Here is an 18,921-nt window from a genome sequence, read left to right on the forward strand (position 1 = left end):
TATTATTACAACTAATACATTTATTTGACATAATGGCTAGAAAATAGTATAAGATAATTAGACTTTTTATAAAAGAAAATTGAGAAAGGGGGATTGGAATGGAGAGAAGAAAAATTATTATATCGCTTTTATTAGTTCTTTCATTACTTATTTCCTATAGCTTTACTAATAGCTATGCTGAAAATGAGAATAATTATACTAATGTACTAATTGACGGACAAGAACATTCACTTAGGAAAATACCAATAATTATTAATGGACAAGCTGTTAATTTAGCTAGTCCCGCATTTCTTTATAAACAAAATACTATGGTATCTATAAATTTTATTGAAAAAGAACTAAATGCTCAGGTAAAATGGAATAAAAAAGACAATACCATAATAATGAAATCTGAAGACGCGGAAATAGTATTTATAATAGATAGTCATGACGTATACATTAACGGAAAGAAAAGCAGAATACCAAGCAATATAGTGCCATTAAAGCTAGCAGATGATTTTAGGATAGTAGCGCCTCTCAAATATGTATCAGAGGTTTTAGGACATAGGGTAGAGGCAGATAGGGACATTGTTGCTATTCATATTACAACTAAAAATGGAGAAAACAAAGAAAAAAATAATCAAGTAGGTATAAATAAGGCTAATGAAATAAAAATGGAAAAGATAAATGGAAAAGATGCTATAGTTATATATAATTCAAAAACTCCTAGTACCAATATTATGAAACTTAAAAATCCAAATAGAATTGTAGTAGATATATTAAATTCCACTATATCAAATGGACAGGAAGCTGTATATGATTATAATTTAGGAGTTATAAAAAGAGTGAGGACTTCTCAATTTAATCCATCAAGTCTTTATAATTTAGATGACAAAGTAGTAAGGGTTGTTTTAGATGTGAAAGAAGGAGTTTCTGATCCAAAAGTAGATATTATTAATGAAGGAAATAAAATAATTATTTATCCAAGTACTTATTCAGAAAAAAAGCCAGAGACTCCACCATCAAGTTATCCTATAAACCATACTATATTCCTAGATGCAGGTCATGGAGGCAAAGATCCTGGTGCTCTTGGAAATGGCATAAAAGAAAAAGATATTGCATTAGCAGTAGCTCTTAACACGGGAGAAATACTAAAAAAGCATAATATAGATGTAAAGTATTCTAGAACTACAGATATATATGTATCTTTATCAGATAGAGCTAATATGGCAAATAATTCTAATGCAGATGCTTTTCTTGCGTTCCACTGCAATTCATTTAATGGGAATTTTAAAGGAATAGAAACCTATAGTTATCCAGGTAGTGCAAAAGGAGCTGTATTAGCTAAATGCATACACGATAGTTTAATTGAAAATGGAGTTTATACGACTAATAGAGGAACTAGAACAGCAAACTTTGCAGTACTAAGAGAAACAAAAATGCCAGCTACTTTAATTGAAATGGGTTTTATTGATAATCCACAAGATGATAAGATACTTAAGAATAAGCAAGATTATCTTGCAGAAGCAATTGCAGAAGGGATACTTAAATTTTTAGATTCAAATTGACAGATAAGGAAATTATAAAAAAAATAGGTAGTGAACAAAAATAAGCGGAGATGTATATAACCGCTTATTTTTATTTTAAAGGTTAACTACTAATTTGTGACTGAACTCACGAATTAGTGGTTAAATTTTCGTATCTATAAATAAGAAATAATCATAGTATTCTCTATTATTTAATATAATGTATCAAAGGTAGAAAGAGGGGGTAGAGGATGAAGGTTAAAAGAATATTACTTATAGTACTTATATTAGCTATTTGTATAAATATGAGTGGATGCAAAGGAAAAAAAGGTTTTAAAAAATTGTTTTCTAAAAAGGACAAGGATGTAGAAATAATAAGAAGTGATGAGGAAGAATTAAATATAACAGAAGAAGATGGAATGAGGAATACTGTTGTATATTTTCAAAATAAGCAAGGTTTTTTAGTACCAATAATGAGAAAATTACCTTGGGAAGAAGGAATTGCTAAAATAGCAATTAAAAATATGGTAGATAATCCTACATTAAGAGAGGATTTAAGCTCCACGGGACTTGCTCCTATAATACCAGCTGGTACAGAGATAAAAGGGATGACCGTTGATGAGAATACGGGAATTTGTAAAGTGGATTTTACTAATGAATTTTTAAATTGTGAATCAGAAAAGGATGAGGAAAATTTAATTAAAGGGGTAGTATATACATTAACAGAGTTTCCAGCTATTCGAGAGGTACAAATATTTGTAGAAGGTGAAGCTATATCAAGTATGAAACATGGAACTCAATTAGGAGAAATATTGGGAAGGGAAAATATTAATTTTGTAAAAAAAATAGAAGATGCTCGTTCTAAAGTAGTAGTTTATTTTAAAGGAGATAATGATAAAGACTATGAATATTTTGTACCAGTGACAGTTCCTACACTTGCACCTATGCCTAATATACTTACAGCCCTAGAAGAATTATTTCAAGGTCCACCAGAAGGGATGGGACTTAACTCAAATATCCATGAAGTAGTAGAATTACAAGGAGTAGAAGTAAAAGAAGGAATAGCTTATGTAAATTTATCTTTTAATTCTATGGAAGAAGGAAAACAAAAGGAAGTAATGGAAGAATTGCATAAAGCTGTAGGACTTACTTTAAGTCAGTTTGAGGAAATAGGGAAATTTGAATTATTAATAGATGGAAAAACATTAGAAGAGGCCGGAATAAATTTTGAATATGATGAATCAATACCAACTTTTGCAAATGAGTACTAAAGCTGCCATATGGCAGCTTAATTTATTAATAACAGAAAATGAATATGTGAATATTATATATCAGTATGGTTTTACTTATGGAAAAGTAAAACTTTTTTTGTTATTATTAAAATGAAGATTAGATTAGGAGATGGATTAAATGGAAAGAATTGATAAAAGAAAATATGATGAGTTGAGAAATATAAAAATTAGTAGAAACTATTTAAAACATCCTCAAGGGTCTGTTTTAATGGAGATGGGAGAGACAAAAATAATATGTACAGCTACAGTAGAAGATAAAGTTCCGCCATTCTTAAAAGGGACAGATACTGGCTGGATAACGGCAGAATATTCCATGTTACCAGGTTCTACGATAAAGAGGAAAATAAGAGACTCATCTAAAGGAAGAATAGAGGGAAGGACTCAAGAAATACAAAGACTTATAGGTAGAGCTTTGAGAACAGTAGTAGATTTAAAAGTTATAGGTGAAAGAACTATATGGATTGATTGTGATGTTATACAAGCTGATGGCGGCACAAGAACTGCATCTATTTCGGGAGCCTTTGTGGCTTTGGTAGATGCATTAAATAAATTATATATAGAGGAAGAAATTCCATACATTCCTATTTCAGGGTTTGTGTCTGCAGTAAGTGTAGGTATAATAAAAGATATACCTGTTTTAGATTTATGTTATCAGGAAGATTATAAAGCAGAAGTAGATATGAATATAGTTATGACTGATAAATATGAGTTTGTAGAAATACAAGGAACGGGAGAAGAAAGTACCTTTTCAATAGATGAATTACACAGCCTTATAAATTTAGCTAAAAAGGGAAACGAGGAAATTATTTTAAAACAAAAAGAAGCATTAGGAAAAATTGGAGAGCTAATAGGAAAAACTGAAAAATAGAAGGTGAAAATAAAAATGAATAAAATAATATTGTCTACAGGAAATATTAATAAAGTAGAAGAAATAGAAGATATTTTAAAAGGGTTGCCTTTTTCCATATATTCAAAAAAGGAGATAGGTTTAGGAGATTTAGAAGTAGAAGAAGATGGAGAGACTTTGGAAGAAAATGCAATAAAGAAAGCTTTAGCTATTTCGGAAAAAGTAAATGGAATAGTAATAGCCGATGATACTGGGTTATTTGTAGATGCATTAGATGGGGCTCCAGGGGTATATTCTGCAAGATATGCAGGTGAAGAAGCTTCTTATGAAGATAATAATAAAAAGCTATTGGAAGAATTAAAGGGAGTAGCTTTAGCAGAAAGGGATGCCAAGTTTAAAACTATTATAGCCATAGTTACAGAAGATAAACAAGTAAAAACTGTCTCTGGTGAATGTAAAGGGAAAATTGGATTTGAACTTAAAGGCAAAGAAGGATTTGGCTATGATCCATTGTTTATAGTAGAAGGATATGAAAAAACTTTTGCTCAGTTAGGAGAAGAAATAAAGAATAAAATAAGCCATAGAGCAAAAGCATTGGAAAAGCTAAAAATAGAACTGGAAAAACTAGTAGAGGATGATTAAGTTGAGAATATTTGTCGTAAGTGATACTCATGGGAGAATTGAAGACTTTGTCCAATTTGCAAAAAAATTAGAAAAGCCAGATCTTATAATTCATTTAGGAGATTATGCAGATGACGGTTTTGAAATAGAAAGAGCAATGAATGTAGATACAGTTGTAATAAAGGGTAATTGCGATTTTTTGGTGGAAAAAAGAATAAATAACGAAGAAATATTGACTTTAAATGGTAAAAAGGTTCTTATTACCCATGGCCATAGATATAATGTTAAAATGGATATATTGGATTTATTTTATAGAGCTAAAGAAGAAGGGGCAGATTTAGTTTTATTTGGACATACTCATAACCCATTAATTGTTGAAGAAGAAGGAATTTTATTTATGAATCCTGGTAGTCCTTCTCTTCCTAGAGGGCTCGTAGGCAAAAGTTTTGGCTTAGTAAATATCGAAGAAGATATAAAAACAAAAATAATTGAAATAAAATAATTTTTTCTATTGACAATAGATTTATTATCTGCTATAATCTTAAATTGTCAGCACAAAAGCTTGGGAAGTGTTGCGGGTGTAGTTCAGTGGTATAAGCAGGGAACCCAAATCTATGATTTGGTGTTCATCGCTTAGTGGGACAGTTTTATATATCACCATAGAGAGAGCTATTGCAATTCTAAATAAATTGCGGGTGTAGCTCAGTGGTATAAGCAGGGAACCCAAATCTATGATTTGGTGTTCATCGCTTAGTGGGACAGCTTTATATATCATCATAGAGAGAGCTATTGCAATTCTAAATAAATTGCGGGTGTAGCTCAGTGGTAGAGCACTGGCTTCCCAAGCCAGCTACGAGGGTTCGATTCCCTTCACCCGCTCCAAAAGCAGATAATGCACCTATAGCTCAGTTGGATAGAGCAACGGACTTCTAATCCGTGTGCCGGGGGTTCGAATCCTCCTAGGTGCACCAGGAAGAAATTAAATAATATGGTGGGTATGGCCTAGCTGGTTAAGGCGCCAGATTGTGGCTCTGGAGATCGTGGGTTCGAATCCCATTACCCACCCCATTGACCCATTAGCTCAGTTGGCAGAGCACTTGACTTTTAATCAAGGAGTCCGGCGTTCGAGTCGCCGATGGGTCACCACTTGCGGGAGTGGCGGAATTGGCAGACGCGCTAGACTTAGGATCTAGTGTCATTGACGTGGGGGTTCAAGTCCTCTCTCCCGCACCAGATAAAAATTGGCGAAAGCCAATTTTTTTATTTACTTAAAATCAGGAGGAACTATGGGATGAAAATAAAAATATATATATTTTTATTTATTTCAACAATATTAGTAATATATAATTTAATACAAATTAGATTTTTTAAAGTTAATAAAATAGTATTAAATAGTCCTAAAGTATCTAATGATTTAAATATAGTTCAAATCACAGATTTTCATAATAATAAACTTATAAATAAAAAGAAATTAATTAGAGAAATAAAGAATATAAAACCAAATTTGATTTTTCTCACAGGAGATATAATAGACTTTAAAACAAAAGACTACAGTTATACTTTAGAATTAATAGATAGTTTAACAGACATTACTAGTAAAATATATTTTGTATGGGGAAACCATGAACGTAGAAATCCTCAAGGAGAAAGATTCATGGAAGAATTAAAAAATAGGGAAGTTATTGTACTAGATAATAAAAATGTAAAAGTTAATGTAAATAATAATAAAATAAATATTATAGGTCTAGACTTTTTTATAGATGAAAAAGGCTATAGAAAAGTTATGGAAGGTATAGATGAGAAAAATTTCACTATACTCCTTTCTCATTCTCCAAATAGACCATTGAGATATTTAAAGGGAAAAGAAGATTTAATTTTATCAGGTCATACTCACGGTGGTCAAGTAAGATTACCTATAATAGGAGCAATAGTATCTCCGGGTCAGGGATATTTTCCTAAATATGATAAAGGATTGTTTAAATTAGAAAATTCTATTTTATATATAGATAGTGGTTTGGGAAATAGTGTTTTACCTATTAGGTTTTTAAATAGAGTTCAATTTACCAATATTATAATTAAGAAAACCTTATAGAGGGGATTAGCTGTTAAAGTTAAATTATAAATTTTTATAAAAATATACTAATTTTCATCAATGTTTCAGTTTAATAATTATAAAACCTTTGGAACACTTGTTTGATAGCTTTAATACCTCATGATATAATGAATTTATAAAGTGAGGTGAAAGAGGATGATTAGAGGTATAAGAGTTCAGCTTAAACCAAATAACAAACAAAAGACAAAATTATTACAATCAGCAGAAGTAGCTAGATTTGCTTACAATTGGACATTAAACAAGCAAATAGAAAACTATAAAAATGGTGGAAAGTTTATACTCAATGGAAAGCTTAGAAAAGAATTTACTAAACTAAAACAAATAGAAGAATATAGTTGGCTAAATAATTATTCTAACAATATCACAAAACAAGCAATAAAAGATGCATGTAATGCTTATATCAGATTTTTTAAAGGTGAAAGTAATTTTCCAAGGTTTAAAAGTAGAAGAAGGACTAAACCAAGTTTTTATGTAGATACAGATAAAATACAATTCACTGGAACCCATGTAAAATTAGAAAAACTAGCTACCAGCAAAAAGAAAAACAAGCAACAATTTAACTGGATAAGATTGTATGAGCATAGAAGAATACCTTATGGTGAAGGTGTTAAATATATAAATCCAAGAGTATCTTTTGATGGACTTAATTGGTGGATTTCAGTCGGCATAGAATATCCGGATAATATAGAAATATCAACAAATAAAGGGATAGGAATAGATTTAGGTATAGAAAAATTAGCAGTAGTATCAGATGGTACTGTATATAAAAACATAAATAAGAATAAAAGAATAAAAAGATTAGAAAAGAAGAAAAAAAGACTTCAAAGAAAAGTATCAAGAAAATATGAAATGAATAAAAATAAAATAGAAGGAGGTGAAGCCCGTTACAAGAAAACAAAGAATATTATAAAACTAGAAAATCAGCTTAAAAAGTTAAGTCAAAGGCTAACAAATATTCGTCATAATTATTTACATCAAATAACTACTAAAATAATAAAGCGAAAACCAAGCTTTATTGTAGTAGAAGATTTGAATGTAAGTGGTATGATGAAAAACAAACACCTATCTAAAGCAATACAAGAACAAAGATTTTATGAATTCTATAGACAATTACAATATAAATCAGAATGGAATAATATAAAATTTATAGTAGCAGATAGATTCTTTCCTAGTAGCAAAACTTGTAGCCAATGCGGTTCATACAAAAAAGATTTAAAACTAAGTGATAGAAAATATATTTGTAGTTATTGTGGTTCTATATTGGACAGAGATTATAATGCTAGTTTAAACCTTAAAAACTATGGTCAGGAAATAGTTTAAATCACTTAAAAGATACTATTTCCATGTACCCATACGTTAGTGGGGAATTTAAGCCTTTGGACTATTATACTAACCAAAGTAGTTTTATACGAAATGGAATAGGATGAACAAGGAATGAAACATAAACTTTTATAAGCTATTTATAAAGTTTTATAAGTTTTCAGTAACGGTTTGTAAGGTTTTCTTAATTATATTTATTTTTTAATATTTTATAATCAATTTTTGCTCAAATAAGTTTATACATTTGTGGCTTAAGTTATGAGTTAAGGTTTTCACTTTGTTAAGGGGAATATTATTTTAAATGATTTATAATTATGAAATATAGTAAATTAAAAATATTTAAAAAACTGGAAATAAACTTTTGACAATTCTATTTTTTGTGTTATCTTCCCATGGACCAGTTATTGAAATTCCTGCTCCAGGGGTAAGTATTTATAGCGACTATCCTAATAATAGATATACTACTATGAGTGGAACTTCTATGGCTTGTCCTCATGTATGTGGTGTTGCAGCATTAGTTTGGTCATCGAACCCAAAATTAACAAATAAACAAGTTCGTCAAAGACTAGTTGATACTGCTAAGGATTTAGGAAATGAAAACCATTATGGTGCTGGTTTGGTTCAAGCATTTAATGCTATTAATAATAAATAATATAGGATTTGAGTATTTATTACAATGTAATAAATAAAAATCTGTTTCTATATTACCATGAGTGTAATTTTACTTAAAGAGGATTGACCTAGATTATATTAAATGTATATGTATTTTCTTATGTTTTTATAGCTATGGGAATAAATTAAATTTGACTAAGTATCTATTTTTATTTATAATAGAAGAATAAAGAATATGCACCTGTAGCTCAGCTGGATAGAGTCGCTGACTTCGAATCAGTTGGTCGCGGGTTCGAATCCTGCCAGGTGCACCATAAGATTAGGTCAAAATAGATACATGAATTAAAAATTAGTATTTATACAAATTTACGAGGGTTTTGAATGAAAAAATTCAAAACCCTCGTTTTTCATAAATGCACCTTGTATTTATAATGTCAAGTATTTACAGGTTTGAATAATCAATCTTTTATTTGATGAAGCACCATGTTTTATGATGGAAATTTATGGATTATATTTTCATGTAATAGATATATCTAATGTGGATATACTACAATATGTGTATTTCATTTATGATGAAAAATTGATTATTGTATAAAGATTATTTTGAAATTTTAGAAAGGAGAAATACTTATGAATCCACAACCACATAATACATTTCCTCCCCAGCATCAAAACCATCAGCCTGGTAGAGAAGCGGAAATGGACCCGCCTCCTCAGTATGATAATCCAGCATATAAAGCGTCAGGTAAGCTGGCAGGAAAGAAGGCACTGATAACAGGCGGTGACAGCGGAATTGGGCGTGCCGTTGCAGTTACCTATGCTAAGGAAGGAGCAGATGTTGCTATTGTTCATCTTTGTGAAAATAGAGATGCGCAAGATACCGTTTTAGCAGTTGAAGCCCTTGGTAGGAAATGCATTCAAATTCAATCCGATTTGCGTATGGAGCAGAATATTATAAATTCTGTGGAGCAAGCTGTAGAACAGCTTGGAGGACTTGATATCCTTATCAATAATGCTGGTGTACAGTATCCGCAGAATAGTATATTAGATATTACAAAAGAGCAGCTTTTAAATACGTTTGAAAGCAACTTTTTTTCCTATTTTTATATGACAAAAGCAGTTTTACCACATTTATCAAATGGCTGTGCTATTATCAACACTACATCTGTTACAGCTTTTGAAGGTGAGCCAACACTGATTGATTATTCCTCAACTAAAGGTGCAATTGTTGCTTTTACAAGGTCTATGGCTCTTTCACTGATGAAAATGGGGATTCGTGTTAACGCAGTTGCGCCTGGACCAGTTTGGACACCGTTGATTGTATCAAGCTTCACCCCAGAGGTAGTGCAAACTTTTGGCTCAACTACTCCGATGCAAAGAGCAGCTCAACCTTATGAATTAGCCCCTGCTTATGTCTTTTTAGGATGCGAAGATTCCTCGAATATATCTGGCCAAATTTTCCACGTGAATAGCGGTACAATTATTAACTAGGGTCTATCAAACAGGAATTGCATAATAGATAATATTTGAGTGAACAGTATAGACTTTTTTGATTTTGCAAATAAGTTCTAAGTAATGCGGGAATTTTATTTAATTGCTGATTGTATCTATTTTGAGCTATTGATACATGTTGAAACTTTGTAGTTTAAATAATTACAAGGTTTCTTTTTTTTGGGGAATAACTTCAAATAATATAGCTTTAGGAACATTTTGTATACAACTTAAATAATTTTGTATTTTTATTTTGGTTTTTTCTGCTATTTCTGCTGCAATAAGATTCTAAATAGTATATTGAACTTATAATAGATGGAACACTTAGTAAGAATATTTTTTAAAAAGGAGAAGAAGTTATAAAAAATAAGAATTGGATGATAGTGGATTGAGTTCAATCAGGTATATTGGGTACAGCAAACAATGTTTAAAAATTAATTGATGAATTAAAATTTAAGGTGTGTGAAGCTATTATACCAAAAAACATAGAGTTGTATAGGATTTAAAGTAGTACATTTAGTAGAAAAGAAGATTACCTTTTATTATTAAATATATTTAATAATATTTTATCCATGAAATCAGATAAGTAAATTAGTTTTATTCTAAATATAATTGAGGATTATTAGATACTGATCTTAGGTCTTAGACTAATTTCTAGGATCTTTTTTATTTCTCGTTTTTAGCAAAATATTGAAAATATGTTAAAAGTATATTGGCTTTTTACGCATATATGATTTAATATAATTAAAGGAGGTGGGAAAGAATGGTTGAAATAATAAAGGACTTACTTGAAATATTAGTTTTAGTTTTGACAGTCATCACACTGATACAGAAACTAGAAAACAATAATACCAAGAAGTCCTAAACAACTGAAGGATTTAGTTCCCCTTCTAAATACATTATACCACAACCATTTGAAATTATGAAACAAAAACATATTACATTTATTTTAGTAGGTCTAGTTATATTAAATATATTAGACGGTAATTTTAAAAATCCATCTACTTTAGATTATATAAAATTTATATTATTAGCTATAGCATTAATTCTAAATATGTTATTGACAAGGAAGGAGCAATAATATGAATAGAGATGAGTTATTTAAATTCATTGATGAAAATATCATGGATACAGAAGAAGTAACAAAGTATTTAGGTATATCTAGACAAAGACTATACGATCTAATAAAAAAAGATATATTAGTTCCTATTAGAAAAGGAATATATCTTAGGGAGGATGCAGAAAAAAGAAAAGAAGAACAAGGAGAACTAAGAGAGAAGTATTATAGAAAAAGTGACCAGGACTAAAAATCCTGGTCACTTTTTTCTAAAGCTTACATAAAATCGACCTTATATTCTCTTCATATCTAAGTTATTTTAATTATATCAATGCAATTCATTCTAATGAAGGTAAAACTTAATACAAACTAGATACAAGCCTTAAAACTAATTAGGTATTTTTACCATAAATAAAAAAGGATTTTGATATTATTTGTAGAATATAAGGATGCAGGGAATAAAAAATAAGAAAAAGGGGAGGATTTTCATGAAAAAGGTAATAGGAGTAATAAGTATTGTCTTATTTTTAATTGTATCACTTCAAAGTTGCGTAGCAGGAATAGGCAACACTATAAGCGCAAATGGAGAAGTAAGCGGTAGTGCAGGGATTATGCTTGCAATATTTATGCTTATAGCAGGTATAATAGCAATTATGTCTAGAACTAGTAAGGGCATGACTATTACATCAATTGTATTTTATGCATTAGGAGGGTTAATAGGTATAGCTAATGTAGGGTCTTATTCAGATTTAAAAATTTGGTCTATTTTAAGTTTAATTTTTGGTGGCTTAATTTTATTACATCTGATTAAAAATAAAGAGGATTATAATAAGAAAGCTACTAATAATTAAAACATAATAACATAAAAAGACTAGTCAGTCTATTATGACTGACTAGTCTTTTTATGGGGACAATTTGGGGACATTTTTAAAAGTTTGGGGACATAAAAAACTATAAATAGAAGTAATGAAATAAATAAATGGCTAAAAATAGACAACTACAACGGTATAAAAAGATGCAAAAGTAGCTAATTTACTGACTTCGAATCAGTTGGTCGCGGATTCGAATACTACAAGGTACACCAACTTAAAGTCTTGTAACTTAAATAGTTACAGGGTTTTTGTTTTACTTAAATTTAGTTTAATAATGTAATACTGAGGGGATTTGGGAACGTTATATATTATTTTGTATTACATATAGATAAGGTACTTCCATTTTAATTAAAAATTAATGTACTTAAAATATAATAAAAAAAGAAGAGATAAAAACTGAAAATTTAGTTACTATATTGAAATGGAATGTATTTAATGATAAACTATTGACAAAGTAATCGGAAAGTAGTTCAGAAGGTAAGGATGAGAAAGTATAATACGTAAAAGTAGATCTTATAAAAATGACAGAGTATACTCTGTCATTTTTTATAAGAAATTATTTTTTCTCAATTCATTTTCTAATGTAGAAGAAGAAACCTTAGAATCATCGTATTCCACAGTTATTGTATTAGCCCTATCATCTAAGCGGACTGCTTTTACTCCATCAATAGAATGGAGCGAATTTTTCACATAATTTTCATCTACCTTGCCAAAACTTTCTGATACAAATTTTTTAACTTTCAAAATATCACCTCCATTAGATAGTGTTAGCAAAGAGTTAATATATTATGAAGTATATATAATATTTTGTATAATTTTGCATTTAAAAAAATAACGAATAGACAGTATCTTAACCATCTATTCGCTATTAATTAGATTATATTTAATGAAAACAGGATATCTTTATGTACTTTTCCTGTAAATTATGATGTTTAATACCTATCTCTGCCAAATGAGCCAGAAAAGAAAATTATTACTATAAAGAATAATATTATTAGCATACTATCATCACCCTGACTAAACAATCCGTCTAATAATCCCATACTTTTTTTATCTGTCATGAAAACACCTCCAATTTTTCATATTTATTATTACAATATAGATTATGTATATTTTTAAAAAGTGTTACAAAAAAATATAAGAATATGAATTCTTCCTTACGAATATATTTATATAAATATATTCGTAAGGAGGGATGTCTTGAAACATATGACTATAGTGGATTATAGCGATGGTTCCAATCTTAAAGAAAAAGTCTATAATTGGATATCAGAAAATGAAGAAGAAATACTTGAAATAATTGATATTGAATATGAAAATAGTGGAAATATTTTTTATGCAACAGTAACTTATGAAGAAAGAAACGAAAATGGTTAAATTCAATGAAAACCTATATTTCCTATAGTTTTACAATGCTTTTTAACTTTCTTCAGTATATAAAAACCTAAAAATATTTCTAAGAAATGTAACACATATTAAAGTTATTCTTTCTAAAGATATAGGTAATAATGTATTTATACATATAAGTATTCCTCTTATGGAACCAAAGCCATAGGTTAGTGGAATTGCCAAATATATTATCATTATAAATTTAGGCAATACAGTTACAAGAAACTCTGTACCGCATATTATATTTAATAAAAAATTCATAATATCTACTATATAATTATCATTGTTGGTAATGAATACTATGAGGCAATTCCAAAACCTAATCCATATAAAGCTATTAAAAAAGGAATAAGTGTAAATATTAAAAAAATATTCTAGTTCCAATATTAAATCCGAATAATAGCCATATGAAAAATACTGTAGTAAGAAAATTTGCAGTTATAATAATTAAAGAAGAAATAAATATGCTTATAAGTTGTATCCGTAAAGAGATTGGAGTAATCCAATTAACTTAGTAACACCTATATCCATTTCTTCCTTTAATACAAAGCCCATTCCCCATAGTACTGAAGATACGAAACTAGTTACTATACTTTCTATGGCTAGGAAAGCCATATAATTATAATCTGTAGTTCCTATTTATTCACTGAAATTAATGATTTTACTATTGATTTAAAAAAAGATTTAGCTAAAAATATACAGGAGCTATACAAATAATTGGCTTTATTATGCTAGATATTGCATTCATAAATGGCATAATTTACTGTTTTATAGTCCTATTTAGGTAAATAAAGAATATTTTAAGTATAAATTAAAATCAGGAAATATATTTAATTAATATGTAGAATATAAATATAAGTTAATATTAATATTATAATATTTAAGTTTAATATTAAATAATTTAAATATATATTAAAAATAATTAATTTAAAATAGGCTTTGAACTTTATTTTTAATAAATTTCAAGCTAGTATTATATAAATTAATTTTTTTATTCTTTTCATTAAAAGTAATTGACAATAATATAGTGTTAGTGTATTGTATACTCAATACACTAACGAGGGGGGATTTAAATGAAAAAACTCGAAGAGAACTCCAAAAAGACCTTTATAGTAACTATTATTATATATCTTATTTATAAGATATATATGTCCATTAATGCTTTAGGTACTAATTTTAAAGATATACCTGGAGCTCAAGAAGAGTTAAAGACAGCGGGACAAAGTGGCAAGGTTATTGTTATAATGGCTTCTATTGTGACAACAGCTTTATTTATATTTTTAACATATATAATATGTAAATCAATATTTAAAAATATAAATGTGGACAACCCTAAGATGCTAGAAAGATTTAGTGGTATATATTTTTCTAATATGACAGTACTATACATATTTTCAATAATAATATCTTTATTTAATAATTATTTACCAGAAGTTGCTTGGATTAAGTTTACCATAATAGGGGTAGTAAGGATTTTAATTGCTATAGGATTTAATATGATTTTATTAGATAATGATGAGGATTCAGAAATTAGAATGGTACCAAATATTATATTATTTGCAGTTGTATTTTTATTTTAAGGAGTGAAAACATGAGTAAGAGGAAGAAAATAGCTTTATTAATAATAGGGATTGCTATTTTAACATTAGTATTTACATTGTTATATTTTGGGAGGAAAAATAAAAATAAGAAGCCAGAAGAAAAAGCTATAGAGAGATATGTAGTTCCTTCTAGAGAAAATGTATTTGTAAATGGTAGCATATCTCCAAGAACGGAACAAACTATATTACCAGATCCAACTAAGGGAAAAGTTGAAAAAACCCATGTAAAAGATGGAGCAGAAGTTAAGAAAGGTGATCCATTAATAACTTATAAAAATGAGGAAGTTTCTGAACAGATATCAGAATTTACAAATGAGCTAAATGAACTTAAAGAAGCAAAAAAAGAAGAGAATAAAGCTATAAACAATAGATCAAATATAGAAATAAATGAAGAAGGGGAAGAAGGAGAGGGATTAGGCCCTGTAGCTCCATCTGCAGATTATGATTCACAGATAAAAAAATTAGAGAGACAAATTTCAAATCTTAAGAAGAAGGAATATACAGTAGAGCATTCTAAATTAGATGGTAAAGTGTCTTTAGAAAAGGTTAATATTGAAGGCGGAGGAGAAGGTGAAAAAATAGTAGTACAAAGCCATGATTTTGTAGCTAATGGAAGTATAACTGAGGTTGATTTGCTGAAGCTTAAAGAAGGTATGAATGTTGAAATCACTTTAATATCAGATGAAAGTAAAAAAACAGGTAAAATTGAGAGTATATCAAAGAAGCCTTCAACAGCAGCTCTAGATGGAGAATCTATGGGAGGTGCATTTGGAGGAAGTGATGAAAGTTCATTTTCTGAATATCCAATTAAATTTTCATTAGATGACCAAAAGGGATTAGTTCATGGATTCCATGTTCAAGTGAAAATCCCTTATGGAGAAAGCAAAATATTGATTCCAGAGACAGCAGTTATAAAAGAAAATGGCAAAACCTATGTATTTTTAATAGAGGAAGGAATACTTAAAAAACATGAAATTCAAACAGGGAAGAAAGAAGAAGAACATATTATAGTGACAAAAGGACTTAAAGAAAATGATGAGTTAGTAGCTGAGGTAACTGAAGATTTAAAGGAGGGGGATGAAGTTGAGTAGTCCTCTTATTGAATTGAGAAATATAAAGAAAAAATATACAACAAAGGCTGGAGATTTTCCAGTTTTAAAAGGACTCAATCTAGATATAGAAGAAGGAGAATTTATTTCTATAATGGGGAAATCTGGTAGTGGTAAAACCACTTTATTAAATATACTTGGGCTTTTAGATAAATTTAATGAAGGAGAGTATATTTTCAGAGGAGAAGATATAACTAATTTTGATGAAAATAAAAAATCAGATTTTAGAAATAGAAATATAGGTTTCATTTTTCAACAATTTCATTTAATCGAATCTTTGACAATATATCAAAATATAGAGATTCCATTACTTTATAGGAGTAAGGAAAGTAAAGAAGAAAGGAAAAGAAAAATAAAGGAAAAACTTAGTCAAGTTGGATTATTTGAAAAAAGATATAGTAGGCCTTTTGAATTATCAGGAGGACAACAACAGAGAATTGCTATTGCTAGAGCATTAGTTACAGAACCCTATTTAATACTTGCAGATGAGCCAACAGGAGCATTAGATTCTGAAACTAGTGAGGATATAATGGAATTAATAAAGGAACTTAATGATGATGGAAAGACTATAATTATGGTAACCCACGATAAAGACTTAAGAAGGTATACAACAAGAGATGTGTTTTTAAAAGATGGGGAGTTTTCAGAGGAGGAAACTATATGAAGCTTTATGATTTGTTGAGAACAGCTTGGTATAGTATAAGGGCCTATAAGTTTAGAATATTTTTAACTATGATAGGGATAATTATAGGTATTGCCTCTGTATCAGCTATACTAGCAATAGGAGAAGGAGTAAAAAAAGAGGCCACAAGTTCCATGGAAAAGTCAAATTTAAATAAGATAATAGTAGAATATCATTCAGGCTTTGAATCAGATGAAGTAACTATAAGACCATTTGAAAAATCTGATATAAATGAAATAAAAAAAATACCAGGTGTACAAAATGCTAAAGAAGATGATGAAGAAGAATTGTTTGGAGTAAGTAATTTTGAAGAGGTTTATTATTTTAATAGACATAGTTCAACAGAACTTAAAAAATATGATGAAAAGGATAAAACAAGAAAGGTTTTTTTAGGTAGAAATATCAATATAATAGAAGGAAAATCTGATAAAAGGGTTATCTTTCTATCATATAGAGTAGCAGAAGAGCTTTTTAAAGAACCAGAAAAAGCTTTGGGAAAAGCTGTTAAGATGAAAGGAGAATTGTTTGAGGTTATAGGAATAGGGGAAGAATTAAACATGGAAGATTTTGAAATATCGTTAGGAGCTATGGAAGAAATGCAACAAGATATATCTATTGTTCCTGCTAAAGCTATTAAAGAGAAAGATAAAACAGAAGATTATATTCAAAAGATAAGTGTTTTTTTAGAGCCAGGAGTAGATAAAGATGAAGTAATAGGTGAAGTAAAAGAAAAACTATATGAACTTCATCCAGATGTAAAAGGTGAATATGAAGAGTTCAATCTTCAGGAATTAATAGATTCTATGCAAAAAATTATAAGTAGTATAACATTATTTGTAGCTTTTGCAGCAGGAATATCTCTCCTAGTTGGAGGCATAGGAGTTATGAATATAATGTATGTATCTGTTACTGAAAGAAAAAGAGAGATAGGGATTAGAAGGGCTATAGGAGCAAAACCTAGAAATATAATGCTTCAATTTTTAGTAGAGGCTATATTTATAACAGTGATTGGAGGAATTATAGGCATTATTTTAGGCTATATAATAGCTGTTATAGCAGGACAGTTTATGCCTATTAAACCAGTTATGACTGTATCAAATTTCTTAGGAGCATCTTCTATTTCAGTTATGACAGGATTGATATTTGGTATAGTTCCAGCTTCAAAAGCGTCTAAATTGGATCCTATAAAAGCTATATATAAATAGAATCAGGAAGTACTCATTTGAGGTTTATACTAGTTTGAGTACTTCTTTATTTTATCCCTAGAATTAGCTTGACAACTGCAGAATATTAGTGTACCATACAATTAACACACCAATACATATTGATATTTATGGAGGTGAATAAATGAAATTTAGTGATGAGCTACCTATATATATTCAAATAATGAACTATTTAAAAAGACAAATTACTGCTGGTGAAATTAGCAGAGGAGATAAATTAGCATCTGTTAGAGAACTTTCTTCTAAATTGAAAGTAAATCCAAATACAGTACAAAGGGCTTATCAGGAATTAGAAAGAGAAAATTTAGTCTTTACAAAAAGAGGAATGGGCACTTTTGTTACAGAGAACAGTGAGATAATCACCAATTTAAAAAAAGATACCGCTAAAAAAGTTATAAATAATTTTATTGTTGAAATGAAGGGATTAGGATTTGATAATAATGAAATTATTGAAATAATATTAGGAGAAATTAAAAAGGAGGCTAGTTATGGGGAATCTAGTAGAAATAAAGAGAATATCTAAAAACTATTTTAATAAAAAAGCTTTAGATAATTTAAGCTTGAATATAGAAGAAGGAAAAGTATTAGGAATTTTAGGACCTAATGGTAGTGGAAAAACTACACTGATAAAAATAATGACTGGTCTTTTAAGACAATCAAGTGGAGAGTTATTGATTGATGGACATAAGGTAGGAGTATATACAAAATCTATAGTATCTTATCTTCCAGATAGAAATTTTTTATATAATTGGATGATTATAAAAGACGCACTTAATTTCTACAGTGATTTTTATTATGATTTTGATGAGAAAAGGGCAGAAGAGTTATTACATTTTATGCAACTTGAAAAGAACATGAAGATTACTTCTCTATCTAAAGGTATGATGGAAAAGTTAAATTTAATATTAGTATTATCAAGGAAAGCCAAACTTTATATATTAGATGAACCAATAGCGGGAGTAGATCCAGTAGCAAGAGATCAAATTTTAGATGCAATTATAAAAAACTATGATTCAAATAGTTCTATGATTGTAACAACTCATCTAGTAAGAGACATGGAGAGTCTTTTTGATGATGTAGCTTTCTTAAAGGATGGAAAGATAATATTAGAGGGAAATGCTGAAAGTTTAAGAGAAGAAAAGAATAAATCTATTGATGAAATATATAAGGAAGTATTTTCTAATTAG

The 18,921-nt window shown here is 29.0% G+C and carries 23 protein-coding genes and 6 tRNA genes; 25 read left to right on the forward strand and 4 right to left on the reverse strand.

Features of this window, described 5'->3' with window-relative positions; translation table 11 throughout:
• Nucleotides 1-98: 98 nt before the first annotated feature.
• The 18 genes from NSA23_RS10935 (at nt 99) to NSA23_RS11020 (ending at nt 11,709) form a co-directional block, all read left to right on the forward strand.
• On the forward strand, nt 99-1,547 hold the full coding sequence (locus tag NSA23_RS10935) for an N-acetylmuramoyl-L-alanine amidase family protein (RefSeq protein ID WP_050069764.1): 1,449 nt from the start codon (nt 99-101) through the stop codon (nt 1,545-1,547).
• A gap of 209 nt (nt 1,548-1,756) precedes the next feature.
• Entirely contained in the window at nt 1,757-2,776 is a 1,020-nt protein-coding gene (locus NSA23_RS10940) for a GerMN domain-containing protein (protein ID WP_042680838.1), read from the forward strand.
• A 139-nt stretch (nt 2,777-2,915) separates the two neighbouring features.
• Complete coding sequence (gene rph, locus NSA23_RS10945; protein ID WP_042680840.1) at nt 2,916-3,665, forward strand: ribonuclease PH; 750 nt, start codon at nt 2,916-2,918, stop codon at nt 3,663-3,665.
• Between the two features lie 15 nt (nt 3,666-3,680).
• Entirely contained in the window at nt 3,681-4,286 is a 606-nt protein-coding gene (locus NSA23_RS10950; RefSeq protein WP_042680842.1) for an XTP/dITP diphosphatase, read from the forward strand.
• The gene (locus NSA23_RS10955; protein WP_257490547.1) at nt 4,279-4,767 is read left to right on the forward strand and encodes a metallophosphoesterase; all 489 of its coding nucleotides are present in this window, start codon (nt 4,279-4,281) and stop codon (nt 4,765-4,767) included. Before NSA23_RS10950 ends, NSA23_RS10955 begins: the two co-directional genes overlap by 8 nt.
• Nucleotides 4,768-5,073: 306 nt before the next feature.
• Nucleotides 5,074-5,147, forward strand: a tRNA-Gly gene (locus NSA23_RS10960).
• Nucleotides 5,148-5,159: 12 nt separating this feature from the next.
• Nucleotides 5,160-5,236, forward strand: a tRNA-Arg gene (locus NSA23_RS10965).
• A gap of 20 nt (nt 5,237-5,256) precedes the next feature.
• Nucleotides 5,257-5,333, forward strand: a tRNA-His gene (locus NSA23_RS10970).
• A 2-nt stretch (nt 5,334-5,335) separates the two neighbouring features.
• Nucleotides 5,336-5,411: transfer RNA gene (locus NSA23_RS10975), tRNA-Lys, on the forward strand.
• A gap of 3 nt (nt 5,412-5,414) precedes the next feature.
• Nucleotides 5,415-5,498 (forward strand) — tRNA-Leu (locus NSA23_RS10980).
• A gap of 58 nt (nt 5,499-5,556) precedes the next feature.
• Entirely contained in the window at nt 5,557-6,357 is an 801-nt protein-coding gene (locus tag NSA23_RS10985) for a metallophosphoesterase (RefSeq protein ID WP_042680848.1), read from the forward strand.
• A gap of 156 nt (nt 6,358-6,513) precedes the next feature.
• Nucleotides 6,514-7,698 carry an RNA-guided endonuclease InsQ/TnpB family protein gene (locus NSA23_RS10990; protein ID WP_042680850.1) on the forward strand — a complete coding sequence of 395 codons (1,185 nt, stop codon included), beginning with the start codon at nt 6,514-6,516 and terminating at the stop codon, nt 7,696-7,698.
• Between the two features lie 361 nt (nt 7,699-8,059).
• Nucleotides 8,060-8,350: a S8 family peptidase gene (locus tag NSA23_RS10995; RefSeq protein WP_042680853.1), complete on the forward strand. Its 291-nt coding sequence runs from the start codon at nt 8,060-8,062 to the stop codon at nt 8,348-8,350.
• Nucleotides 8,351-8,547: 197 nt separating this feature from the next.
• Nucleotides 8,548-8,624: transfer RNA gene (locus NSA23_RS11000), tRNA-Arg, on the forward strand.
• A 316-nt stretch (nt 8,625-8,940) separates the two neighbouring features.
• Complete coding sequence (locus NSA23_RS11005; RefSeq protein WP_042680855.1) at nt 8,941-9,801, forward strand: SDR family oxidoreductase; 861 nt, start codon at nt 8,941-8,943, stop codon at nt 9,799-9,801.
• Between the two features lie 922 nt (nt 9,802-10,723).
• On the forward strand, nt 10,724-10,882 hold the full coding sequence (locus tag NSA23_RS11010; protein WP_257490548.1) for a hypothetical protein: 159 nt from the start codon (nt 10,724-10,726) through the stop codon (nt 10,880-10,882).
• Nucleotide 10,883: 1 nt separating this feature from the next.
• Nucleotides 10,884-11,108, forward strand: a complete 225-nt coding sequence (locus tag NSA23_RS11015) for a helix-turn-helix domain-containing protein (protein ID WP_042680857.1) — start codon at nt 10,884-10,886, stop codon at nt 11,106-11,108.
• A gap of 238 nt (nt 11,109-11,346) precedes the next feature.
• Entirely contained in the window at nt 11,347-11,709 is a 363-nt protein-coding gene (locus NSA23_RS11020) for a hypothetical protein (RefSeq protein WP_042680859.1), read from the forward strand.
• Between the two features lie 567 nt (nt 11,710-12,276).
• Here NSA23_RS11020 and NSA23_RS11025 read toward each other — a convergent pair.
• Complete coding sequence (locus tag NSA23_RS11025) at nt 12,277-12,474, reverse strand: hypothetical protein (RefSeq protein ID WP_042680965.1); 198 nt, start codon at nt 12,472-12,474, stop codon at nt 12,277-12,279.
• Nucleotides 12,475-12,662: 188 nt separating this feature from the next.
• Entirely contained in the window at nt 12,663-12,791 is a 129-nt protein-coding gene (locus NSA23_RS11030) for a hypothetical protein (RefSeq protein ID WP_257490549.1), read from the reverse strand.
• A 139-nt stretch (nt 12,792-12,930) separates the two neighbouring features.
• Between NSA23_RS11030 and NSA23_RS11035 the strand changes: the two genes are divergently transcribed.
• Nucleotides 12,931-13,107, forward strand: coding sequence for a hypothetical protein (locus tag NSA23_RS11035; RefSeq protein ID WP_187116653.1), 177 nt, complete (start codon nt 12,931-12,933; stop codon nt 13,105-13,107).
• A gap of 42 nt (nt 13,108-13,149) precedes the next feature.
• On the opposite strand, the gene NSA23_RS11040 is transcribed toward NSA23_RS11035, so the two are convergent.
• Complete coding sequence (locus NSA23_RS11040) at nt 13,150-13,380, reverse strand: hypothetical protein (RefSeq protein WP_042680963.1); 231 nt, start codon at nt 13,378-13,380, stop codon at nt 13,150-13,152.
• Between the two features lie 207 nt (nt 13,381-13,587).
• On the reverse strand, nt 13,588-13,734 hold the full coding sequence (locus tag NSA23_RS11045) for a hypothetical protein (RefSeq protein ID WP_187116652.1): 147 nt from the start codon (nt 13,732-13,734) through the stop codon (nt 13,588-13,590).
• A gap of 458 nt (nt 13,735-14,192) precedes the next feature.
• Between NSA23_RS11045 and NSA23_RS11050 the strand changes: the two genes are divergently transcribed.
• The 6 genes from NSA23_RS11050 (at nt 14,193) to NSA23_RS11075 (ending at nt 18,921) form a co-directional block, all read left to right on the forward strand.
• Entirely contained in the window at nt 14,193-14,699 is a 507-nt protein-coding gene (locus tag NSA23_RS11050; RefSeq protein ID WP_042680961.1) for a hypothetical protein, read from the forward strand.
• Nucleotides 14,700-14,710: 11 nt separating this feature from the next.
• Nucleotides 14,711-15,811 (forward strand): efflux RND transporter periplasmic adaptor subunit, encoded by a 1,101-nt coding sequence (locus NSA23_RS11055; RefSeq protein WP_042680959.1) that lies wholly within the window; start codon nt 14,711-14,713, stop codon nt 15,809-15,811.
• On the forward strand, nt 15,804-16,493 hold the full coding sequence (locus NSA23_RS11060) for an ABC transporter ATP-binding protein (RefSeq protein ID WP_222704767.1): 690 nt from the start codon (nt 15,804-15,806) through the stop codon (nt 16,491-16,493). The genes NSA23_RS11055 and NSA23_RS11060 overlap by 8 nt, the downstream gene beginning before the upstream one ends.
• On the forward strand, nt 16,490-17,716 hold the full coding sequence (locus NSA23_RS11065; protein WP_042680956.1) for an ABC transporter permease: 1,227 nt from the start codon (nt 16,490-16,492) through the stop codon (nt 17,714-17,716). The genes NSA23_RS11060 and NSA23_RS11065 overlap by 4 nt, the downstream gene beginning before the upstream one ends.
• Nucleotides 17,717-17,858: 142 nt before the next feature.
• The gene (locus NSA23_RS11070) at nt 17,859-18,257 is read left to right on the forward strand and encodes a GntR family transcriptional regulator (protein WP_042680954.1); all 399 of its coding nucleotides are present in this window, start codon (nt 17,859-17,861) and stop codon (nt 18,255-18,257) included.
• Entirely contained in the window at nt 18,223-18,921 is a 699-nt protein-coding gene (locus NSA23_RS11075; protein ID WP_042680952.1) for an ABC transporter ATP-binding protein, read from the forward strand. The genes NSA23_RS11070 and NSA23_RS11075 overlap by 35 nt, the downstream gene beginning before the upstream one ends.

It is taken from the genome of Anaerosalibacter massiliensis, assembly GCF_024623155.1.
Taxonomy (GTDB): Bacteria; Bacillota; Clostridia; order Tissierellales; family Sporanaerobacteraceae; genus Anaerosalibacter; species Anaerosalibacter massiliensis.